At 65.7% G+C, this 20,372-nt stretch carries 14 protein-coding genes; 7 read left to right on the plus strand and 7 right to left on the minus strand.

Going from position 1 to position 20,372, the window contains the following annotated elements; translation table 11 throughout:
* The first annotated feature begins 150 nt into the window (after window positions 1–150).
* The 3 genes from HNP55_RS04715 to HNP55_RS04725 all read left to right on the plus strand — a co-directional run bounded on the left by HNP55_RS04715 (window position 151) and on the right by HNP55_RS04725 (window position 3,473).
* Complete coding sequence (locus HNP55_RS04715) at window positions 151–1,290, plus strand: SGNH/GDSL hydrolase family protein (RefSeq protein ID WP_409993729.1); 1,140 nt, start codon at window positions 151–153, stop codon at window positions 1,288–1,290.
* Window positions 1,291–1,316: 26 nt separating this feature from the next.
* Window positions 1,317–1,994, plus strand: a complete 678-nt coding sequence (locus tag HNP55_RS04720; RefSeq protein WP_184296749.1) for an OmpW/AlkL family protein — start codon at window positions 1,317–1,319, stop codon at window positions 1,992–1,994.
* 141 nt (window positions 1,995–2,135) lie between these two features.
* A complete protein-coding gene (locus HNP55_RS04725; RefSeq protein WP_246448196.1) occupies window positions 2,136–3,473 on the plus strand; it encodes a dicarboxylate/amino acid:cation symporter in 1,338 nt (445 codons plus the stop codon).
* 12 nt (window positions 3,474–3,485) lie between these two features.
* Here HNP55_RS04725 and queE read toward each other — a convergent pair whose 3' ends face one another.
* From queE to HNP55_RS04740, 3 genes are all read right to left on the minus strand, one after another.
* Window positions 3,486–4,121: a 7-carboxy-7-deazaguanine synthase gene (queE, locus tag HNP55_RS04730; RefSeq protein WP_184296753.1), complete on the minus strand. Its 636-nt coding sequence runs from the start codon at window positions 4,119–4,121 to the stop codon at window positions 3,486–3,488.
* 10 nt (window positions 4,122–4,131) lie between these two features.
* Window positions 4,132–5,238 carry a 6-pyruvoyl trahydropterin synthase family protein gene (locus tag HNP55_RS04735; protein WP_184296755.1) on the minus strand — a complete coding sequence of 369 codons (1,107 nt, stop codon included), beginning with the start codon at window positions 5,236–5,238 and terminating at the stop codon, window positions 4,132–4,134.
* Window positions 5,239–5,668: 430 nt separating this feature from the next.
* The gene (locus HNP55_RS04740) at window positions 5,669–7,954 is read right to left on the minus strand and encodes a helicase-related protein (protein WP_348648661.1); all 2,286 of its coding nucleotides are present in this window, start codon (window positions 7,952–7,954) and stop codon (window positions 5,669–5,671) included.
* Window positions 7,955–8,041: 87 nt separating this feature from the next.
* On the opposite strand from HNP55_RS04740, the gene HNP55_RS04745 reads away from it, so the two are divergent.
* Together HNP55_RS04745 and HNP55_RS04750 are read left to right on the plus strand one after the other, a co-directional pair.
* Window positions 8,042–8,410, plus strand: a complete 369-nt coding sequence (locus HNP55_RS04745) for a VOC family protein (RefSeq protein WP_184296757.1) — start codon at window positions 8,042–8,044, stop codon at window positions 8,408–8,410.
* An 81-nt stretch (window positions 8,411–8,491) separates the two neighbouring features.
* Complete coding sequence (locus HNP55_RS04750; protein ID WP_184296759.1) at window positions 8,492–9,286, plus strand: CHAP domain-containing protein; 795 nt, start codon at window positions 8,492–8,494, stop codon at window positions 9,284–9,286.
* Between the two features lie 6 nt (window positions 9,287–9,292).
* Here the strand turns inward: HNP55_RS04750 and HNP55_RS04755 are convergent, their stop codons facing one another.
* The 3 genes from HNP55_RS04755 to HNP55_RS04765 all read right to left on the minus strand — a co-directional run bounded on the left by HNP55_RS04755 (window position 9,293) and on the right by HNP55_RS04765 (window position 16,478).
* On the minus strand, window positions 9,293–9,844 hold the full coding sequence (locus tag HNP55_RS04755; protein WP_184296761.1) for a DUF2242 domain-containing protein: 552 nt from the start codon (window positions 9,842–9,844) through the stop codon (window positions 9,293–9,295).
* A gap of 93 nt (window positions 9,845–9,937) precedes the next feature.
* Window positions 9,938–15,334: a PAS domain S-box protein gene (locus tag HNP55_RS04760; RefSeq protein ID WP_184296763.1), complete on the minus strand. Its 5,397-nt coding sequence runs from the start codon at window positions 15,332–15,334 to the stop codon at window positions 9,938–9,940.
* A 7-nt stretch (window positions 15,335–15,341) separates the two neighbouring features.
* Window positions 15,342–16,478, minus strand: a complete 1,137-nt coding sequence (locus tag HNP55_RS04765; RefSeq protein WP_221439469.1) for a two-component system response regulator — start codon at window positions 16,476–16,478, stop codon at window positions 15,342–15,344.
* A 266-nt stretch (window positions 16,479–16,744) separates the two neighbouring features.
* Here HNP55_RS04765 and HNP55_RS04770 point away from each other — a divergent pair, with 266 nt between their 5' ends.
* Together HNP55_RS04770 and HNP55_RS04775 are read left to right on the plus strand one after the other, a co-directional pair.
* Window positions 16,745–18,865: a M13 family metallopeptidase gene (locus tag HNP55_RS04770; protein ID WP_246448198.1), complete on the plus strand. Its 2,121-nt coding sequence runs from the start codon at window positions 16,745–16,747 to the stop codon at window positions 18,863–18,865.
* Between the two features lie 8 nt (window positions 18,866–18,873).
* A complete protein-coding gene (locus HNP55_RS04775) occupies window positions 18,874–19,992 on the plus strand; it encodes an ABC transporter substrate-binding protein (RefSeq protein WP_184296767.1) in 1,119 nt (372 codons plus the stop codon).
* Here the strand turns inward: HNP55_RS04775 and HNP55_RS04780 are convergent.
* Complete coding sequence (locus HNP55_RS04780; protein ID WP_184296769.1) at window positions 19,989–20,372, minus strand: hypothetical protein; 384 nt, start codon at window positions 20,370–20,372, stop codon at window positions 19,989–19,991. The two genes, HNP55_RS04775 and HNP55_RS04780, sit on opposite strands and share 4 nt — an antisense overlap.

A 20,372-nucleotide genomic window follows, 5' to 3' on the forward strand; every position in this document is an offset into this window, starting at 1 on the left:
TCCATTGCTCATCGCGAAGTTGTTTACGCATCGTCCCTCCAACCAGATCAATGGGTTGGAGTCGTATTGTTACCTCGAATGTCAACACACCCTAGAGTGATTCACGGCCCGCCTCCTCAGAGGCCGTCAGCCTTTTGATGGAGACAAATGATGAAGCGGTTTCAAAGCAAGTTTCTAGTGGTCGCGGCCAGCCTGGCGCTGGCGGCTTGCGGTGGTGGCGGCTCTTCAGACACCACGCCCCAGCTCAAGATCACCGCGGTCAAGGTCTTTGGCGATAGCCTGGCCGACTCCGGCACTTTCGGCATCAAGTTCACCGTGCAGAGTGCAGACACCCAGATCTATCCCGAGCGTGTCGCCGCCAGCTATGGTCTGAGCCTGTGCAACTTCTACACCTTCACCGGCACCACGTTTGCGGCCAATGCCAAGCCCGGCTGCAGCAACTTCGCCATCGGTGGCGGGGTGATCAACCACAGCAATCCGGCCGATCCGCGCGGCATCCCGCTGCAACTGGCCACCGCGGGTTCCCTGGCTGCTTACACGGCCGGTGATCTGGCCCTGATCGACGGCGGCGGCAACGATGCCGCCGATCTGGTCGGTGCCTATCTGAAGCTACCGTCCGACAAGGCCGCCGCCTATTCCAGTCTGCTGACGACGCTGCTAACGCCCACCCAGGTCGGTACAGCCCTGGCCGCCGGTGCCAGCGGTGCGGCCAGCATAGGTGTGACTTATATGCAGGCCCTGGCCGATAAGTTCCATGCCTCCATCAAGACCCATGTGCTGGACAAAGGGGCTCAGCAGGTCTTGATCCTCAATATGCCGGGCATCACCAACACCCCGCGCTTCCAGACGGTGCTGGACAGCATTGCCGCGGCCAGCGGCGGCGGCACGGCGGGTGCGGCGGCGCGAGCCCAGGCCGAGGGTTTGTTCAAGAGCTGGATCGAGGCTTTCAACAAGCAGCTGGACAGCAAGTTCGCCGGCGAGAGCAAGGTTGCCATCGTCGACTTCTACACCGCCTTCAACGAGCAGGTGGCCAGCCCGAGCCAATACGGGCTGACGAATGTCAAGACACCGGCCTGCCCCGTCACCGGCGTCGGTGCCGACGGCCTGCCGACCTATACCTTTGCCACCTGCTCCGCCAGCGCCTTGTCGGCCGCGCCGCCCGCCGGCGTCACCGGGGCCGATTGGTGGAAGAGTTATGCCTTCTCCGACGGCTTCCACCCCACGCCTTACGGACATCAACTGACCGCTCAGCTGATCTCCAAAACCCTGGCCATCAAGGGCTGGCTGTGATCGCGGCAAATATCAGGAGACATCGCATGAAATCTGTAAAAACTCTTCTCGGTCTTGCCGCGGCCAGCGCCTTGCTGACGGCGGGCTCGGCCCAGGCGCAATCCGCCGGCACCCTCAGCGCCCGCATTGGCGCCACCACCATACGGCCGGCCGTTTCCAGCGGCGATCTCAGCGCCCCCAGCCTGGCCGGAACCAAGGTGGACATCGGCAACGCGACCCAGGTCTCGGGCGGCCTGAGTTATATGTGGACTGACAATATCGCCATCGATCTGCCCCTGGCCATTCCCTTCAAGCATGAGGTTAGAGGCGCGGGCGCCATCGATGGCACGGGCAAGCTGGCCGATGTGCAGGCCCTGCCGGTGACGCTGACGGCTCAGTACCGTTTCGGCCTGCCCAGCAGCAGCTTGCGGCCCTATCTGGGGGCCGGCTTCACCTACGCAGCCTTCATCAAGCCCAAGAGCACGGCGGCCTTGTCCGGCCTGACCGGTGGTTCGCCCAGCAACCCCACCTTGATGACCATGGAGAACCGCTGGGGCCCGACGCTGCAGCTGGGCTTCACCGCCAAGTTCTCCGGCCAATGGTCGCTCGATGCCACGGCGACCAAGGTCTTGCTCAAGACCAAGGGGCATTTATCCACAGGGCAGGACATCGATGTGGAACTCAACCCGCTCGCCTTTTCGATAGGCCTGGTCTACACCTTCTGAATGCCTTGTTGATTCAAATCAGGCCTGCATCAAAAGGAGCCCTCGGCTCCTTTTTTCATGTGGCGTGATCTGCAATTCCCCGTATATCGAGCCCTGGCCGGCGGGCGCAAGATCAGGCAAGAACCTCGTCTGGAGACTGCCTTGAGTGCCAAACCCATCTACAAATCCCTTTACTTCCAGGTCATCACGGCCATTGTTGTGGGGGTCTTGCTCGGGCATTTCTATCCCGAGAGCGGGGCGGCGATGAAGCCTCTGGGCGACGGCTTCATCAAGCTGATCAAGATGATCATCGCGCCCATCATCTTCTGCACGGTGGTGGTGGGCATCGCGGGCATGGAGGATATGAAGAAGGTCGGCAAGACCGGCGGCCTGGCCTTGCTCTACTTCGAGATTGTTTCCACCATCGCCCTGGTCATAGGCCTGGTGGTGGTCAATATGCTGCAACCCGGCGCTGGCATGAATGTGGACCCAGCCGCCCTGGACACCAAGGGCATTGCCGCCTACACCGGCCCCGGCAAGCTGGCCAGCACCACCGATTTCCTGCTGGCCATCATCCCCAACACCCTGGTCGATGCCTTTGCCAAGGGCGAGATGCTGCAGGTGCTCTTGATCGCCGTGCTGTTCGGCTTTGCCCTGCACCGCTTTGGCGGCCGTGGCACCCTGGTGTTCGACCTGATCGAGAAGACCTCCCATGTCTTGTTCGTCATCGTCGGCTACATCATGAAGCTGGCTCCCATCGGTGCTTTTGGCGCCATGTCCTTCACCATCGGCAAATACGGCCTGGGCTCGCTGGTGCAGCTGGGCAAGCTGATGGGCAGCTTCTATCTGACCTGCCTGCTCTTCATCTTCATCGTGCTGGGCAGCATCGCGCGCTTCCACGGCTTCTCGATCTGGAAGTTCATCAAATACATCAAGGAAGAGCTGCTGATCGTGCTGGGCACCTCCTCCTCCGAGTCGGTGCTGCCGCGCATGATGGCCAAGATGGAAAACCTGGGCGCCAAAAAGTCCACCGTGGGTCTGGTGATCCCGACCGGTTACTCCTTCAATCTGGACGGCACCTCCATCTACCTGACCATGGCGGCCGTCTTCATCGCCCAGGCCACCAACACGCCGATGACCTTGACTCAGCAGCTGACCCTGCTGGCCGTGCTCTTGCTGACATCCAAGGGCGCGGCCGGCGTGACGGGCAGCGGCTTCATCGTGCTGGCGGCCACGCTGAGCGCGGTGGGCGGTGTGCCGGTGGCCGGCCTGGCCCTGATCCTGGGCATAGACCGCTTCATGAGCGAGGCACGTGCCCTGACCAATCTGATCGGCAACGGCGTGGCCACCCTGGTGGTGGCCAAATGGACCGGCGATCTGGACATGGCACGCCTGCACAGCCAGCTGAACAAGGAGGGCAGCCTGGAAGCCGAGGCGCCCGAGCAGGTGCTGGACAAGGTGGACCAGCATCTCGACATCTCGGCCACCAAAGGCCGATAGAGCCACCGAAACCTATTCGATCCCGATCACCTTGTGCATCTGCACGGACAAGCGCCACTGCGGGTGGCTCATGCAGTAGGCCACGGCCTCGCGGGTGTGCTGGGTCTTGAGCACGGAGTCCAGGGGCTGCAGAAAAAAGTGCTGGAAGTCCAGGCCGGCAAAACGTTCCGGCTGGGCCAGGGGCTGTGGATAAACCAGCTTGAGCTCATGGCCGCGGGTCAGCACGATCTCGGCATCGGCCTTGGGGCTGACGCAGATCCAATCCAGACCCTCGGGCGCGGGCTGGGTGCCATTGGTCTCCACCGCGATCTCGAAGCCGCGTGCATGCAAGGCGTCTATCAAGGCCTTGTCCAGCTGCAGCAAGGGCTCGCCACCGGTGCACACCACATAGGGCTTGCCCAGGGTGTTGGCCGGCCAATGGCTGGCGACGGCATCGGCCAAGGTCTCGGCCGTCGTGAATTTACCGCCGTTCTGGCCGTCGGTGCCGACGAAATCGGTGTCGCAAAACGTGCAGACGGCCTCGGCCCGGTCCTGCTCGCGCCCGCTCCACAGATTGCAACCGGCAAAGCGGCAGAACACCGAAGCCCGGCCGGCCTGCGCGCCCTCGCCTTGCAAGGTGTAGAACATTTCTTTGACGGCGTAAGTCACGTCCAGGCCCTCAAACGGGAATCACCGGGCCATCGTTGCAGGCGCTGACGATGGCCCCGCAGCCACGGGTTTCATACATATCGATACGGTCCAGCTGCGGCAGGGCCGCCCGGCCCTTGGCCAGCACCCAGGCCGCCAGGCTGGCGCTATCGCCATCGGGCAGATCGGCGATCTCGTACAAGGGCCGGTGATCGATGGCCTTGAAGATGGGGTCGAACAAGGCCTTCACATCGCCAAAGTCCACCGTCCAGCCCATCAGCTGATCCAACTCGGCATGCAGATGCAGGCGCAAGGTGTAGGTGTGGCCGTGGATGCCGCGCAGCGGGCTGTCAGTGGGTGCTCGCTTGAGTTGAATGGCGCTGTCCAGCGTCAGCTCTTTCCAGATGCGGTAATGCTGGCCGTCGAAATTGGCACCACAGGAGCCGGTCTCATAGACGGTGATCCAGGACAGTTCCGGCAACTCATTCTTCATGCGCGCCCACAACCAGGCCGAGATCACCTCGCTGGTGGGGTTGTGCAAGCCCTCGATCTCATTGAGACAGTGGTAGTTCAAGAGCATGTGGAAGGGCGCCCAGACCTCGTCCAAATGGTCGTAGTCGATGCTGATGGCGCGCTCGCCCAGATCCTGGTTGGCGTGGATGATGACCTCGAAACCATGGCCATGCATGCGCCCGCATTTATGGCCCATGGGCACGTTCGGCAACTGGTGGGCGGCTTGGAAGCGGTAGCGCCGCCAGACATGGGCCATGCCCTGGGCGTCCAGATCCACCCCCGAATGCGGCGTGCTCTGGATGCCGACTTGCTGAATGCCCGGCACCTCGAACTCGCTTTCCAGGCGCTGGCGGATCCAGCGGGCGATGTTCTCGTCCGTCGGTTCTTCGATGCAGCGATTCAGCAAGGCGTGGTCCAGCGGGGCCAGGCAGGCCTCCAGGCGGCGGCGCAGCTCTTCCACCTCGGCGCCGGGGAAGGGCGCCCAGCCGGCCGGCAGCTCGGCGCGAATGGTGGCGAAATAACTGTGTCCGTGCAGACCATGGCTGCGATGCCCCATGGGCAGGGCCGTGATCTGGCAGGCGGATTCAAAGCCGCAGGAGGCGGAAAAAAGGGTGTGCGTGTTCATCGGGGCCGCAAGTGTGACATGGGGATGCCGCTTATTCCAGGGTTTGTACGGAATGCCCATCCATCTTCCCTGCCCCGGCTTTTGCACTCCTCTGTCTTCTTTATCGTCTTTTTAAATATTTAATTCATAGTCATAGTAAGCCCCGCCATTCTCTGTGGACAAGCGGATTTTTTCTATGCTTGGCAAGGACTTAGCGCCCTCAAAAGTTTGTGGGCTATGGGGCTTGAACTTTTGTCCCAAGAGATAACAACTTTGGCAATCGTCATTTCGCTGTGGACAAGCCGGCACTTGTTCCGTTTCAGCGCACAGGCTTGTGCACAAGCAGCGGCCCCGCTTTGTGGCAGGAAATCCACGCCACGGCCTGCCCATGGCCTGTGGATATTTCTGTGGATTTCTTGTGTGCCGCTGTGTACAAGTCGGCGCGCCTTGTTCAGCCCCGTTTGCCGCCGCGGCCCGGCCTGGCGGCCCAGAGGGGTTTCTTGCCCTTGAGATGGCGTTCGATGCCGTCGTTGAGGCGGCCGCGCAAATCCACCACCGCCTCCACCTGGCCGAACACGCCGGGGAAGCGCAGGTCCAGCCACAGCCACAGGGTGCAGGAGCGCAAGGCCTGCTCCATGCGGTCCAGGCGGCTGTGCTCGTCCACATCGTCCAGGAACCAGGGCGAGCCCGCTTTGCCGCTGATGGCATGGCGGTGCGTCCAGTCCAGAAATTCCTGCACCTGCGCGTCGGTGCGGCTGTCCACCGGCGCCTGGGCGTAGATGAAGCGGGTCTTGAGCGGCAGGCTGCCGGCACTGCGGTCCAGCTGATCGGCCAGCTCCAGCATCTGCTCCAGCTCGGCCACCTGGAAGTGCGCATCGTCCAGGCGCAACTGGTCCATGAACACGCCTAGCACGGCGCGCAGCTTGTTCAGCTGCAGGCGCTGGGCGATGGTGTTGATATGCCACCAATTGGGCGCCACCGAGCATTTGAAATCGCGCGGTGCCCGCGGCTGCTTGGGCAGCAAGTCCTTGAGCGTGCGGGCGGCGCTGTTCTCGGCCTCGCGCAAGACGCCGCAAAAGCCCTCGTCATGCATGCCGTAACGCCCGGCCCGGCCGGCAATCTGGTGCACCTCGGAGACGGTCAGCGCGCGGTCGCCCTGGCCGTCGAACTTGCTCATGGTGCTGAACAGCACCCGGCGTATCGGCAGATTCAGGCCCATGCCGATGGCGTCGGTAGCGACCAGGATGTGGCTGGCGCCCTGGGCGAAGCGCTCGGCCTCGCGCCGCCTCACCTCGGGCGGCAGGGCCCCGTAAATGACCGAGACCGGATGGCCGGCCGCCGCGATCTGGTCGCGCAGCATCAGCACCTCGCGGCGGCTGAAGGCCACGACGGCATCGCCTTTTTTCAGCGAGGCAATCGGCACCGGTGCCGGCAGCAGCTGCACCTCCTGCTTGCGCTCGAAGTGGCGCACGGTGCAGCGCTCGCCGCACAGGCCCAGCAGGCTCTCGATGGCCGGCACGGCATAGGCCGAGCAGATGATGATGAGCTCATTGGCCGGCACCGCCACGATGGCCTGGGTCCAGGCCCAGCCGCGGTAGGTGTCGAACAGCATCTGCGCCTCGTCGATCACCGCCACATCGATGGCCTTGGCTGTATTGACCATCTCGATGGTGCTGGACACCACCCGCGAGCCTTCGGCCGGCACATTCTCCTCGCCGGTCAGCAAGGAGCAGGGCACGCCCCGGCCCACCAGGCGGTCGCGGCCCTCCAGGGCCAGCAGGCGCAGCGGGGCCAGGTAAGCGCCCTCGTCCGCTTGCGCCAGGCGTTCAAACGCCGCATGGGTCTTGCCGCTGTTTGGCGGGCCGACGAAGAGCGTCACCGTGCGCTGCAGGCGGCGCGCGGCATCAAAAGTGTCGGGATAGCCCTGGAAAGCTAACTCGCTGTTCAGGTGGGCCAGGGTGTTGAGTTCGGCAACGCGGTTCTCCCAGCGGTCCTGGGCGCGGGTGCAGGCGGTCTTCAGCAGGCTTAGATCTTGCGGGATGGCGCATTCCGACTGCAGGCGTGGCAGCAGCGAGTCCAGATGCTCCTCGTGGCCGGCAATGCTGCGTGCCAGCAGGTTTTCCAGATGGGCGCGCAACTCGGCCTCGCCCTCGAAGGCGGGCGCCGGCCCCAGGGCTTTTTTCAGCGCGGCCAGATCGCCATCGCGGTAGAAGTCCCAGACGGGGGCGGCCTCTGGCAGTGGTCGGCGATAGGCCACGGGAATGTGCCAGCCCGGCTGCGAGAGTTTGAGCGTGAGCGAGCACAGGCGGCTCCAGCCGCTGCCCTGGGCCTGTGTCGGCACGCGCGCCAGGCCCAGCTGATCCAGGGCCGTGCCACGTTGCAGCATCAGCGCGCGCACCGTGGGTGCCGTGCCCACCACATCCAGGTGTTGCAAGGCGGTGCGCATCAGGCCGGGGGCGATCCAACGGCTGGGGCGGGCTCCGGCCACGGCTTTTTGCAAGAGGATCAGGCCGGCCTGATCCAGCGCCTCTTCCTTGGTGGATTCACCGCCAAAGTCCAGCGGGGTCAGTACCTGGGGCAGCTGGTAGGCCGCCTGGCGTATGCGCAGCAGCTCCTCGGGGCTGAGCCCGGGCGGCAGGCGCTTGAGATGGCGCGGCTGCGGCAGATTGAAGGTGGCTGGCGGCTTTGGGGGCCTGGCTTCAGCGACGGGAGGGAGAGTGGGATTGATTTCAGACACCCCGAGAGTGGAGCACAGATCCTGATGGCCCAAAGCCGCCGGCTTGCGCACAATCGAGCGGGCTTCAAGATCACAAGGAGTTTTTTCATGCACAACAACCTGGTTTGGGTGGACATCCCGGTCGTGGACCTGGACCGTGCCATCGCCTTCTACGCCGCCGTCCTGGGGCGCCCGGTCAGCAAGCAGGGGGGGCCGGGCTTCAGCTTCGGCCTGTTCACCCACGAGGGCGAGGAGGTGGGCGGCTGCCTGGCCCAGATGCCGGACAACGCGCCCGCCACCCAGGGCCCGCTGATCTATCTGAATGCCAGCGGCCGTATCAAAGCCGCCGTGCAGGCGGCCGTGGACCATGGCGGCCGCGTCCTCAATGAGCTGCATCAGATCGGCCCGCATGGCTTCCGCGTCGTTTTGCTGGACAGCGAGGGCAATCGCATCGCCTTGCATTCGCATATTGCATAGTTTCAACTGGCTTGAGGATGTGCGGCGCGGCGCTTGCTGCCGACACTGCTTGCCGCTTTGCGGCAATACAGGAGAAGCGTCATGCAATACCCCGGTCGTCTGATCAAGGTCGGCGAGAGCGACGCCGCCATCGTGCAAGCGCTGAAGGCCCGGCTCAATCGGGACCCCAGCTTCGCCAACGATCCCAAGCTGAGGCTGGACGAGAGCAACCCTCAATTCGGCCCCAAGATGCGCCAGGTGATCAAGCTCTTCCAGGCTCGCCATGTGGACAGCCAGGGCCGGCCGCTGAAGCAGGATGGCGAGGTCGGCGCCATCACCTGGGCCGTGCTGTTCGGCGAGCAGAGCGTGCCGCAGCAGGGCTTGTCGGCCTATCCCTTGCTCAATCAGCTGATCCAGGTGGCCGCCGGCGAGGAAGCCAGGCGCGTGCGCGAGATCCCGCCGGACTCCAATCGCGGCCCCGATGTGGAGCGCTATCTGGCCAGCGTGGGCTTGTCCGGGGGTTATTCCTGGTGCTGCGCCTTCACCTACTACTGCTTCAAGACGGCGGCAGGGCAATTGCACCGCAGCAATCCCATGTTCCAGACCGGCGGCTGCCTGCGGCATTGGCAGATGGCCGAGGGCCAGGGGGCGCAGCGCATCCTGGCGGCCGATGCACGGGCCAATCCAGGCCTGTTGCAGCCCGGCATGTTGTTCATCATGGATCATGGCGGCGGCCTGGGCCATACCGGCATCATCGAGTCCCTGCTCGGTGGCCTGCTCACCACCATCGAGGGCAATACCGATGCCAGCCGCACGCGCGAGGGTGGCGGGGTCTATCGTCTGGTGCGCAAGGTGGGTGAGATCAACAAGGGCTATATCGACTACGGCCCCTGCTGAGCTCGGTTACTTGTCCGCCGCGCGCTCGTAAGCCAGGCGCTGCATCAGGCTGAAGAAGCGGTCGTAGAAGGCGCCGGCCGGGATGGTCTCGGAGGCGACCTTGACCAGCGAGTCCTCGGTGGAGGACAGCGGCACCGAGATCGAGCCCAGGGCGCTGACCCCCAGGCTGGCCGAGTTGGGGTTCTTCTTGAGCGCGTAGCGGTCCTGCTGGGCCGAAACATAGGCGGTGGTGACCTGGTCGTTGCGGCCATCGGGCACACAGACCACATTGAAGGTGATCTCCACATGCACCTCGCCATCGGGCTGGAAGCGCTTGCGCCCCGAGACGCTGCCGCCCGGCGCGCTGGTGATCACATAGCCCTGGCTCAGCAGGGTGCGGCGGGCGGCCTCGCAGACCTCATCCACCGGGCCGTCGAAGAGGCGGGAGAAGGTGTCGTCCGACTGGAAGCGCTCGTTCTGGTAGACGGGGGTTTTGTGGCTGGAGACGATGGGGTTGCTCAGGCCACAGCCACTCAGCAGGGCCGCCAGCAACCAGGCGGCTGGGCGATTGAATTGCATCGCCCAGGGCTGGGCGGATAAGCGAGAAGTCCGCTGGGATGGCAAAGGCTTGGGCATGGCTCCTGTCTCAGGCCCCGCAGGGGCAGGCGGCCATTATCCAGCTTCGCCATGGCCCTCCTCTTGCAACCGCTTGTGGGCCTTGCTGATCATATGTTTCAGCGTGCTCAGGGCGGTGTCGAAGCTGAAGTTCTGCACCTGGGTGTTCAGCACATGGCCCTCATTGCCAAAGGCGTAGACCAGGCTGGGCACGAGGCGGTCCAGGGCGTCGATGGCGGCGGTGTCCTGCGATTGCAGCAGGGCTTGCAGGCTCAGCAGCTGAGCCTGCAGAGCCGGCCAGCTGATGAAGTGATGGGCAGGTTTGCTCAAGGGCAGCGGTTCGGGGGCGGGCAGCGCTTCCTTGTCCGCGGTGGCAGGCAGCCAATGGCGCAGGCATTGCTCCAGCTCGTCCGGCGCCACCGGCTTGGCCAGGAAGTCGTTCATGCCGGCGGCGATGCAGTGCATGCGGTCCTCGGCAAAGGCGCTGGCCGTCATCGCGATGATGGGAATGGTGGCGCCGGCCTGGGTCTGGCGGATCTGCGCCGTGGCCTGCAGGCCGTCCATCTCGGGCATGTGCACATCCATCAGGATCAGGTCGTAGCGCTGCTCGGCCGCCTTGCGCACGGCCTCCAGCCCGCTGTTTGCCATCTCGGCCACGACGCCATGGCTTGCCAGCAGGGCGCCGGCCACCTCCTGGTTGATGAAGTCGTCCTCGGCCACCAGGATGCGGGCACCGCGCAAGATGCTGTTGCCGCTGGGTTTGGGCGTCAGCATCGGGCCGGGCCGGGGCGTCCGGGCCTCGGCCGAGACGGTGTCGAGCGGGAATTCCACCCAGAAGGTGCTGCCCATGCCGGGGCTGCTGTGCACGCCGATGCTGCCGCCCATCAGCTGGACCAGGCGTTTGCTGATGGCCAGGCCCAGGCCGGTGCCGCCGAAGCGGCGGGTGATGGAGGCGTCGGCCTGGTGGAAGGCCTCGAACAAGCGGTCCATCTGCTGGGCCGCTATGCCGATGCCGGTGTCCTGCACCTCGATACGCAGCCGGGCGGGGTCCTTGCCCGGCGCGGTGTTCAGCACGCGCAGATCGACCGAGCCGCGTTCGGTGAACTTGATGGCATTGCTGAGCAGGTTCAGCAGCACCTGCTCCAGGCGCAGGCGGTCGGCGTGCAGCATGGTGGGGCAATGGGGGGCGATCTGCACGCGCAGCGCCACCTTTTTGTTGTCCACCCGGTCCTGCAACATGGCGCGCACCCGCTCCAGGCTTTCCGCCAGGCTGAAGTCGGTCAGGTCGAGCTGAATCTCGTGGGCCTCGATTTTGGAGAAGTCCAGGATGTCGTTGATCACCTGCAATAGGTGTTGGCTGGCGTCCGAGATCTTGCTTTGATAGTCCAGCTGCGAGGGGCTCAGCCCGTCGCGCTTGAGCAGGTGGGCAAAGCCCAGGATGGCATTCATGGGCGTGCGGATCTCGTGGCTCATATTGGCCAGGAAGGCGCTCTTGGCCTGGTTGGCCGCGTCGGCCTCGTGCTTGGCCTGTTCCAGCGCGATCTCGGTGCGGCGGCGCCGGACGATGTCCCACAGATCGCCGCTGAGCATCTGCAGCTCTCGCTGATCGCTGTCGTTGAAGGGCAGGTTCTTGTTCGCCACGCAGAGCAGCAGCCGCACCTTGTCGTCCTCGATAAAGGGCAGGCCCATGGCGCGCATGATGCCGGGCGGGCACAGGGCCAGATGGGCAGCGGATGCTTCGTCGGCGTGATCGCCCGCCCACAGCACCTGGCGGCTTGCCAGCACCGCCTCGAGCAGTTGCTGGGCTTGGCGCATGGCCGGCGGGCTGGACTGGCTCCAGATCGCCGGCTCCACCAGCTGCTGGTCCTCGTCGACCCGGTGCAGGCAGGCAATGGGGCAGCCGCACAGGCGGGCAATTTCGTCCAGGCCCAGCTGCAGCAGATCGGGCTCGCTGAGCGAGCCGGCACGCTGGCTCAGCGAGAGCATGGCGCGCAGGCGCAGGTCTTCGCGGCTGAGCCGGGTGTTGAGCGCGTTCAGCTCCAGGGTGCGCATGTCCACCAGCTCTTCCAGATGCTGGCGGTAGCGCCCCAGCTCCTGCTCGGCGGCATTGAAGTCCAGGGCGAAGCCGATATTGCGCGTCAGCCGCATCAGCAGCTCCACCTGGGCCGCATCGAAATGATCTTTGGCGGCGGAGTAGACCACGAGCGCAAACGCCATATGGTCCGCCACCGCGATGGGGAAGGCGCCCAGCGAGGCATAGCCGCGCTGCAAGGCATCGGCGGCCCAGTTGCCCGGGCTGGCCAGCGGCTCGATCGCGTGGATCAGCACCGGGTGCTTGGTATCCAGCGCCCGCAGCGTGGGGCAGTGCCGGCCGGCAAAAGCCTGCTGCAGATGCTCAACATAACTTTCTGAATGGCCGGCATGTGCCAGGGCTTGCAAGCGCGTTCCATCCTCGCTCACCTGGCCGGCCCAGGCCATGCGGAAGCCGCCCACATCGACGGCGATGCGGCAGACCTCGCTCATCAGCTCCTGCGTCTTGCGCCGGCGCACGATGGCCTCGTTGACCTCGCTGAGCAGGGCGTAGGACTGGTTGAGGCGGTGGATGCGGATCTCGCTGGCCTTGGCTTCGCTGATATCGCGCCAGACGGCGGAGACCAGGGGCTTGCCCGCGTAGTCCAGGCTGCGCAGGGTCAGGTCGGCGATCTGGCTGCCGCCGTCGGCGCGGCGGTGGCGGGTTTCGAAGCGCAAGGCCTCGCCCGCCTGGGCGCGGGCGATCAGGGCCTGGATCTGCGCCTCGCTCAATTCCTGCTGCAAATCATGCGGGCGCAGCTTGGCAAAGGCCTCGCGGTCATAGCCCAGGCCTTCGCAGGCTGCGTTGTTGAAGGTGACGAAGGCGCCGCTGCGCGGGTCCAGCAGCAGGATGGCATCGGTGGTCTGGCTGAACATGGTGTCGATCAGCCGTTCTTGCTCGGCGATGGCTCGGGCACCGTTCTTCAGCAAGGTGATGTCGCGCGCCACGGCCAGCACGCCGACCGGCTCGCCGCTGTCGCCGTACAGCGGGGTCTTGATGACCTCGAACAGGCCGCGGTAGCCGTCGCGCAGCAGGGTCAGCCAGCGCTCGCTGGTATGGGGCTGGCGGGCGCTCAGCACGCCCGCGTCTATGGCCTCCAGCTGGGCGGCGGTCTGGGCGTCGACAAAGTCGGCATCGCGGCGGCCCAGCACCTCGGCCGCCGGCCGGTTCACCATGCGCTCGAACATGGCGTTAACGCTGAGGTACTCGCCCTGCGGATTCTTCAGCCAGACGATGTCGGGCAGATTGCGCAGAATGTCCTGCAACCGGCCCTCGCTGGCGCGCAGCAGGCGGTGGGTGACACCCTGGGTGATGGCGGTGGCGGCCAGCTGCACCGAGAAGGTGAACTGCTCCACTTCTTCGTCGCTGAGCTTGGCCGGCTCGCGCCGGTAGACGGCGAAGGAGCCCAGCACCCGGCCTTGCGGCCCGATGATGGGTTCGGACCAGCAGGCGCCCAGCCCGGCCCGCTGCGCCAGCGGCAGGAAGGGACGCCAGTTGGGATGGCTGTTGATGTCCTCCACCACCACCCGCTGGCGCAAGGACATGGCCGCCCCGCAGGAGCCGGCCGTGGGGCCTATCGCCAGGCCCTCGATGGCCGCGTTGAAAAAGCCCGGCAGGCTGGGCGCGGCGGCCACCGTGACCGTCAGGCCATCCTCCTTCAGCAGCAGGATGGAGCAGAGGCTGTCGGGGTACTCGGCCTCGTGATGGCGGACCAGCTGGGCCAGCAGCGAGGGCAGGCTGTCGCCATGGGCCAGGCTTTCCATCAGGCTGAGGCGGCTGCGGTCGCGGCGTTGGTCGCGGCGCATGCGGCTGACATCGGTGATGACCGCCATCTGGCATTGGCGGCCGTTGTAGTCCACCTCGTGCGCGTGGCCGACGATGTGCATCAGGCTGCCGTCCTTGCGCAGCGTGCGCCACTCGCCAATGCCATGGTGCCGATTGAGCGCCGGCTCCGGCGGGCTCAGCGCCTGCAGGGCCTGGCTGATGGCCACGCGCTCCTCGGGCAGGAAGAGCGCGTGCGCCGCCAGCACCTTGGCCTCGGCCTCGCTATAGCCGTACATGGCGCTAAAGGCCTTGTTGACGGCCTGGAGCCTCAAGCTGCCGCGCTCATAAATCATCATGGGCGCGGGATTGTGTTCAAACAGAAAGCGGTACTCGCTTTCGACCCGGCGCAGCGTGCTGATATCGCGCCCTATGCCCAGCACGCCCAGCAGGCTGCCGTCGGCATCGCGCACCGCGGTCTTGATGGTTTGCAGCAGCTCCTTGTGGCCATCGTTGGCGAACACCACCTCCTCCTCGCGGCTGACCGGGCGGCTGCTGAGCATGGCCAGGCGGTCGTGCTCGCGAAAGGCTGCGGCCTGGGCGGCGCTGACGAAGTCGCTGTCGCTGCGGCCGCGGATCTCCGCCTCCGGCGCGCCAAACAGCTGCTCGAAACGGGGGTTGCAGCTCAGGTAGATGCCTTGCGCGTCCTTCATCCAGACCAGGTCCGGGATGGCGTTGAGCACGGCCTGCTGGTGGGCGCGGTCCTTCTCGATGGTGGTGTCCAGCACGCCGATGGCCATGGAGCGGGTCAGGTCGTGCTCGCTGAGCATGCCCATCACCTGGCCGTCCTCGTCCACCACCACCAGATGGCGCAGCCGGTGTGCCAGCATCTGCTCGGCCGCCTGGTTGATGCTGGCCTGCTGGCCTATGGTCTGCACCGGCTGGCTCATCGCCTCGCCCAGGGACAGCTGGCTCATGTCCATGCGGGCGGCAAACAGCCGGGTGGTGTCGCGCGAGGTCAGCACGCCGACCGGCAGGCCATCCACGGCCACCACCACGCTGCCGTCGGCATGCTGCGTCATCACCGCCAGGGCCTCGCTGACCTTCTCGTCCGGCCCCATGGTGTGGGCCACATGGCTCATCACCGAGGGCACCAGGCGGCGCCCGGCCAGGGCATTCAGATTGAGGTGCAGGCGGAAGTCGGTCTCGCTAACCACGGCCAGCAGCAGGCCGCCCTCGTCGACCACCATCAGATGGTTGACGTTCTGGCTCAGGCAGCGCCGGTAGGCGTCTTCGCAGCTCAGGTGCTGGGGCACGCAGACGGGCGGCTGCAGCACCTCCAGCATATGCAGCTCGGGCAGGCTGCGGGCCTCGCGGCGCGGCGGTTCCAGGCCCTGGCGAAGATAGTCGCGCAGCGCGCTCAGCAGGCGCGCCTCGGTCAGCACGCCCAGCGGCCGGCCCTGCTCGTTCAGCACCGGCACGAAGGAGATGCGGTGCTTGGCCATCAAGCGCGCCGCCACCATCAAATCGTCCTGCGGCTTGACCGCAATCACCTGCGGGCTGGCGATTTCCAGCACAGGTCTTGCGAAGGGATTTTGTTGCGCGGCGGTCGGCAGGCTCATGCAGGCTTCAATCACTCAGGCGGGCGGAGATGGCGGCAAACTGGTCCTGGATGTCCAGAAAGGCCGCGACGATCTGCGGGTCGAAATGCGCGCCGGCCTGGGCCTTGATGTGCTCGGTGGCGGCGGCAATGGTCCAGGGCTCTTTGTAGACACGCCGGGTGGTCAGGGCGTCGAACACATCGGCCAGGGCCATCAGACGGGCGGGCAGGGGCACGGCGGGGCCGGCCAGGGCATCGGGGTAGCCGCGCCCGTCCCAGCGTTCGTGGTGGTGGGTGGCGATGATGCGGGCCGCCTCCAGAAAGCGCACCGATTCGGGGTACTCGGCCTGGTCCGGCACGCCGTCGGGGAAGTGCATGGTCAGGGCCTTGCCGATGGCATGCGCAATCGCCTCGCCGCCGATGCGGGCATGGGTCTTCATGATCTCGAACTCCTCGGCCGTCAGCGGGCCGGGCTTGAGCAGGATGTCGTCGCGGATGCCGATCTTGCCGATGTCGTGCATGGGCGAGGCCTTGACGATGCGCTGCAGCTGGGCCTCGCTCAACTCCTGCGCATAGCCGGGCGTGTGCTGCAGGCGCCGTGCCAGCGCCTCCACATAGGACTGGGTGCGCAGGATGTGGTTGCCGGTCTCGTTGTCGCGCGTCTCGGCCAGCTCGGCCATGGCGCAGAGGGTCAGGTCTTGCGCGATCAGGCTCTCGCGCATGCGGCGGGCCACCTCCTGCTCCAGCCAGGCATTCTGGTCCGACAAGGCGTCGTGCGCCTGCTTCAGGGCCAGCTGGGTGCGCACCCGGGCCAGCACCACCGTGGGTTTGATGGGTTTGGCGATGTAGTCCACGGCGCCCAGCTGCAGGCCATGCTCCTCATCCAGCTCGGCGCCCAGGGCGGTGACGAAGATCACCGGGATATGGCGATTGCGTTCCGACTGCTTGAGCCGCTGCAAGACGCTGTAGCCGTCCATCTCCGGCATCATCACATCGAGCAGGATCAGGTCGGGCGCCTCGCTTTCCAGCAAGGCCAGGGCGCTCTGGCCCGAACGCGCACCCAGCACCCGGTACAGCGGGTTCAATAGCTTGGACAGAACCGAAAGGTTCAAAGGCTCATCATCAACAAGCAGTACGGTCGGTTTGGACATTAGGCCCCCTGGCATCGCGAGGCTTGGAACTTGCAAGCGCGACGCGATGGGATTGATGAGGATCTGGCGGCTCCTGCGAGACTCCCTGATCCCGGGTGCAGTTCAGACAGCGCTTGCAGCTTAGATCAATATCATCGGCCATGCGAGTGACGCGTTATGTCCATGTTCACACGGTCCGCCGAATTTCTCGTGTATTGAGTGCTTGTTCCCGGCCAGACAAGGAGTTTTCGCCGCCTGCAGCGGCTTGGCAGAGAATGTGCGATCCTCAGCCCAGACACGCCATGCCTACCCTGCCCGCCTCCACCCCCATGCCCAGCTTGCCTGGCCTGCTCAAGACCTCGCTGGCGGCCTGCCTGCTGCTGCTGGCCGCCCTGGCCACGGCCCAGGCGCCAAGCGGCCAAACGCCTTTGCAGGCCCTGCCCTACACCCCCAGCCTGGACCCGGCGGCGATGGACAAGCAGGCCGAGCCCTGCGAGGACTTCTATCAATACGCCTGCGGTGGCTGGATCGCCAACAACCCGATCCCGGCCGATCAGTCGCGCTGGTCGGTTTACGCCAAGATGGCCGATGACAATCAGCGCTATCTGTGGGGAATTCTCGACAGATTGGCGCAGCCGGCCGGCGCCGAGGTGCGCAGCGCCAAGCAGGGCAAGCTGGGCGACTACTTCGCCGCCTGCATGGACGAGGCCGCCGTCAACCGCCTGGGCCTGCAGCCCTTGCAGGCGCAGCTGGCCCAGATTCAGGCCTTGCAGAGCAAGCAGGCCTTGCCCGCCCTGCTGGCGGCCCTGCATCTGAGCAATAACAACCCGCGCTTCTTTTTCAATCTGGGCGCGGGCCAGGACTTTGCCGACTCGACCCAGGTGATCGCCTTTGCCCTGGCCGGCGGCCTCAGCCTGCCGGACCGTGACTACTACAGCAAGCAGGATGCCAAGTCGCAGCGCCTGCGCCAGCAGTTCCTCGCCCATGTGGCCGCCATGTTTGAGCGCCTGGGTGAGCCCGCGGCGGCGGCGCGCAGCGCGGCCCGCAGCGTGCTGGCGACCGAGACCGCCCTGGCCCGCGCCACGCTGAGCCGGGTGGACAAGCGCGACCCCTACAAGAGCTTCCACAAAATGGACGGCCGCGCCCTGCAGGCGCTGACGCCGGGCTTTGACTGGGCCGCCTATCAAGCAGGGCTGGGTCAGGCCCAGGGCTTCGCGGTCTACAACGTCAGCGAGCCGCGCTTCTTCAAGGCCATGGATGCGCGCATCCGGGCCATGAGCCTGGCCGAGATCAAGAGCTATCTGCGCTGGGCCTTGCTGAGCAGCCAGGCCCCGCATCTCTCGGCCGAACTGGTGCAGCAGAACTTCGAATTCTTCGGCCACACGCTGACCGGCGCGCCCCAGCTCAAGCCGCGCTGGAAGCGCTGCGTGGAGCTGGTCGACGCCCAGCTGGGCGAGGCTCTGGGTCAGGAGTTTGTGGCGCATAACTTCTCACCCGAGCTGAAGGAAAAAACCCAGGAGATGACGCGCGAGATCGAGCTGGCGATGGCGCAAAGCATCCAGGGCCTGGCGTGGATGAGCGAGGCCACCAAGACCCGCGCCCTGGCCAAGCTGCATGCCATCGTCAACAAGGTGGGCTACCCCGAGCGCTGGCGCGACTACAGTGCCCTGGCCGTCGCGCGGGGCGACTTCCTCGGCAATGTGCAGCAGGGCAATGCCTTCGAGCTGCGCCGCCAGCTGGCCAAGATCGGCAAGCCGCTGGACCGTGGCGAGTGGGGCATGACGCCATCCACCGTCAACGCCTATTACGACGCGCAGATGAACGACATCAACTTCCCCGCCGCCGTGCTGCAGCCGCCGCTGTTCGACCCCAAGCTGGACGATGCGCCCAACTACGGCAATACCGGCAGCACCATAGGCCATGAGCTGACCCATGGCTTCGACGATGAAGGCCGGCAGTTCGATGCCCAGGGCAATCTGAAGGACTGGTGGACGCCCAAGGATGGCAAGGCCTTTGAGCAGCGCGCCGCCTGCATCGTCAAGCAGTACGCCGGCTACACCATCGTGGACGAGATCAAGATCAATAGCCGCCTGACCCTGGGCGAGGACATCGCCGATCTGGGCGGCTTGATCCTGGCCATGAGTGCCTGGAAGGCGCATATGGCCAGCACCGGCAAGCCCATGCAGGGCCAGATCGATGGCCTGACGCCGGAGCAGCGCTTCTTCGTCGGCTATGCGCAATGGGCTTGCAGCCACGACAGGCCCGAGGCCTTGCGCGTCAAGGCCGTCACCGATCCGCATTCACCCGGCCGCTACCGCGTCAACGGCCTGATGGTCAATGTGCCGGAGTTCGAGCAGGCCTTTGCCTGCAAGCCTGGCCAGCAGATGGTCAAGCCCGCGGCCCAGCGCTGCAAGATATGGTGAGACGCGGCATGCCCATCCTCGGCACGCGACGCCGGCTCTTGCTGGCGGGCGGCTTGGCCGGCTGCGGCCTGGGCAGCCGGGCGGCCGAGCGGCCGCAGGCGGAGATTCATATCGGCAGCTCGGCCGCGCTCAGCGGCCCGGCCGCGGCCCTGGGCCAGCGCTTTCATGCCGGCGCCCAGGCCTGCTTCAAGCAGCTCAATCAAAAGGGCGGGATTGCGGGGGCGCGGCTGGTCAGCCATCTGCTGGACGATGCCTACGAGCCGGCGCGTTCCGAGCAGAACACTCGCAAGCTGGTCGAAGACCCGCGCGTGCTGGCCTTGTTTGGCTATGTGGGCACGCCCACCAGCCATGCCGCCCTGCCTTTTGTGCGGCGCTGGAAGATCCCGTTTGTGGGCCCCTTCACCGGTGCCGATGTGCTGTGGGAGCCCAACCCCCTGGTCTTCAATGTGCGGGCCAGCTACCGGGCCGAGGCCTTGCTGCTGGCGGCCGATATGCAGGCCCAGGGCATCAAGCGGGTCGGCGTGCTCTACCAGGCCGATCTCTTCGGCCGCGCCGGCATGGAGGCCTTGCGTGACGCCGGCCAGCCCTTGGGCCTGCAAATCGGTCCGACGGCCCAGGTGCAGCGCAATAGCGATCAGGTGCAAAGCAGTCTGGCCAGCTTGCTGGCCCAGCCGAGACCTGAGGCCATCTTCATGGTCAGCACCTATGCCAGCAGCGCGGCCTTCATCAAGCAGGCACGGCAGCTTGGTTATCAGGGGCGCTTTTACAGCCTGTCTTTCGTGGGGCTGGAGCCGCTGCGCGAGGCCCTGGGCCGGGACCTCAGCAAGCTGACCGTGGCCCAGGTCGTGCCCGATCCGGCGGACCGCACGATTCCGGTTGTGGCGGCCTATCAAAAAGCGATGCGGGAGCTGGGCGGCAAGCAGCTTGGTGCCATCAGCCTGGAGGGTTATCTGGCCGCCCGCGTGCTCTGTGAGGGCTTGCGCAATTGCCGGCCGCCCTGGACGCGCGCGAGCCTGGCCGAGGGCCTGGCCACCCTGGGTCATCTGGACCTGGGTGGCTTCCATGTGGACTATGGTCCGCAGCGCCATGCGGGCTCCAGCTATATCGGCCTGCGCTCCGAACCTTAGGTGGGCGGGCTGGCCGTCTGATTCGCCTCCTCCTCGGGCGGTGGGCCCAGGTCGAGGAAAGGCGTGTCCCGGTCGGCCGGTGGATAGGCATCGGCCACAAAGCCCGGGCCTTTCATGACCATCACGATCAGGCAGCCCATGGCCAGCGTCAGTGTCAAGGCCCAGTGCATGGCGACCAGGCCGTAGGCGATGTACTCGCCCAGCAGCAGACTGTGCGCATCGCTCGCGCCCGGCTCGGCCAGCCAGCGGCGCAGGCCGACGAAGAGCAGGGGCAGCAAGCTGCCCCAGAAAAAAACGGCCGGCAGGCGGCGCCAGATCTGGCGTTCCATGCCGGCCGCTGTCTTGGGGCCGTAGCCCGGCAGCCGCTTGAAGGGATTCAT

Source organism: Roseateles oligotrophus, assembly GCF_014204525.1.
GTDB classification, from domain to species: Bacteria; Pseudomonadota; Gammaproteobacteria; order Burkholderiales; family Burkholderiaceae_C; genus Paucibacter_A; species Paucibacter_A oligotrophus_A.

Excerpts from the sequence above, each read along its gene's own strand:
- HNP55_RS04760 (WP_184296763.1), bottom strand. The coding sequence starts at position 15,334 with ATGAGCCTGCCGACCGCCGCGCAACAAAATCCCTTCGCAAGACCTGTG.
- HNP55_RS04720 (WP_184296749.1), top strand. The coding sequence starts at position 1,317 with ATGAAATCTGTAAAAACTCTTCTCGGTCTTGCCGCGGCCAGCGCCTTG.
- HNP55_RS04755 (WP_184296761.1), bottom strand. The coding sequence starts at position 9,844 with ATGCAATTCAATCGCCCAGCCGCCTGGTTGCTGGCGGCCCTGCTGAGT.
- HNP55_RS04775 (WP_184296767.1), top strand. The coding sequence starts at position 18,874 with ATGCCCATCCTCGGCACGCGACGCCGGCTCTTGCTGGCGGGCGGCTTG.
- HNP55_RS04715 (WP_409993729.1), top strand. The coding sequence starts at position 151 with ATGAAGCGGTTTCAAAGCAAGTTTCTAGTGGTCGCGGCCAGCCTGGCG.
- HNP55_RS04745 (WP_184296757.1), top strand. The coding sequence starts at position 8,042 with ATGCACAACAACCTGGTTTGGGTGGACATCCCGGTCGTGGACCTGGAC.
- HNP55_RS04750 (WP_184296759.1), top strand. The coding sequence starts at position 8,492 with ATGCAATACCCCGGTCGTCTGATCAAGGTCGGCGAGAGCGACGCCGCC.
- HNP55_RS04770 (WP_246448198.1), top strand. The coding sequence starts at position 16,745 with ATGCCTACCCTGCCCGCCTCCACCCCCATGCCCAGCTTGCCTGGCCTG.
- HNP55_RS04780 (WP_184296769.1), bottom strand. The coding sequence starts at position 20,372 with ATGAATCCCTTCAAGCGGCTGCCGGGCTACGGCCCCAAGACAGCGGCC.
- HNP55_RS04735 (WP_184296755.1), bottom strand. The coding sequence starts at position 5,238 with ATGAACACGCACACCCTTTTTTCCGCCTCCTGCGGCTTTGAATCCGCC.
- HNP55_RS04765 (WP_221439469.1), bottom strand. The coding sequence starts at position 16,478 with ATGCCAGGGGGCCTAATGTCCAAACCGACCGTACTGCTTGTTGATGAT.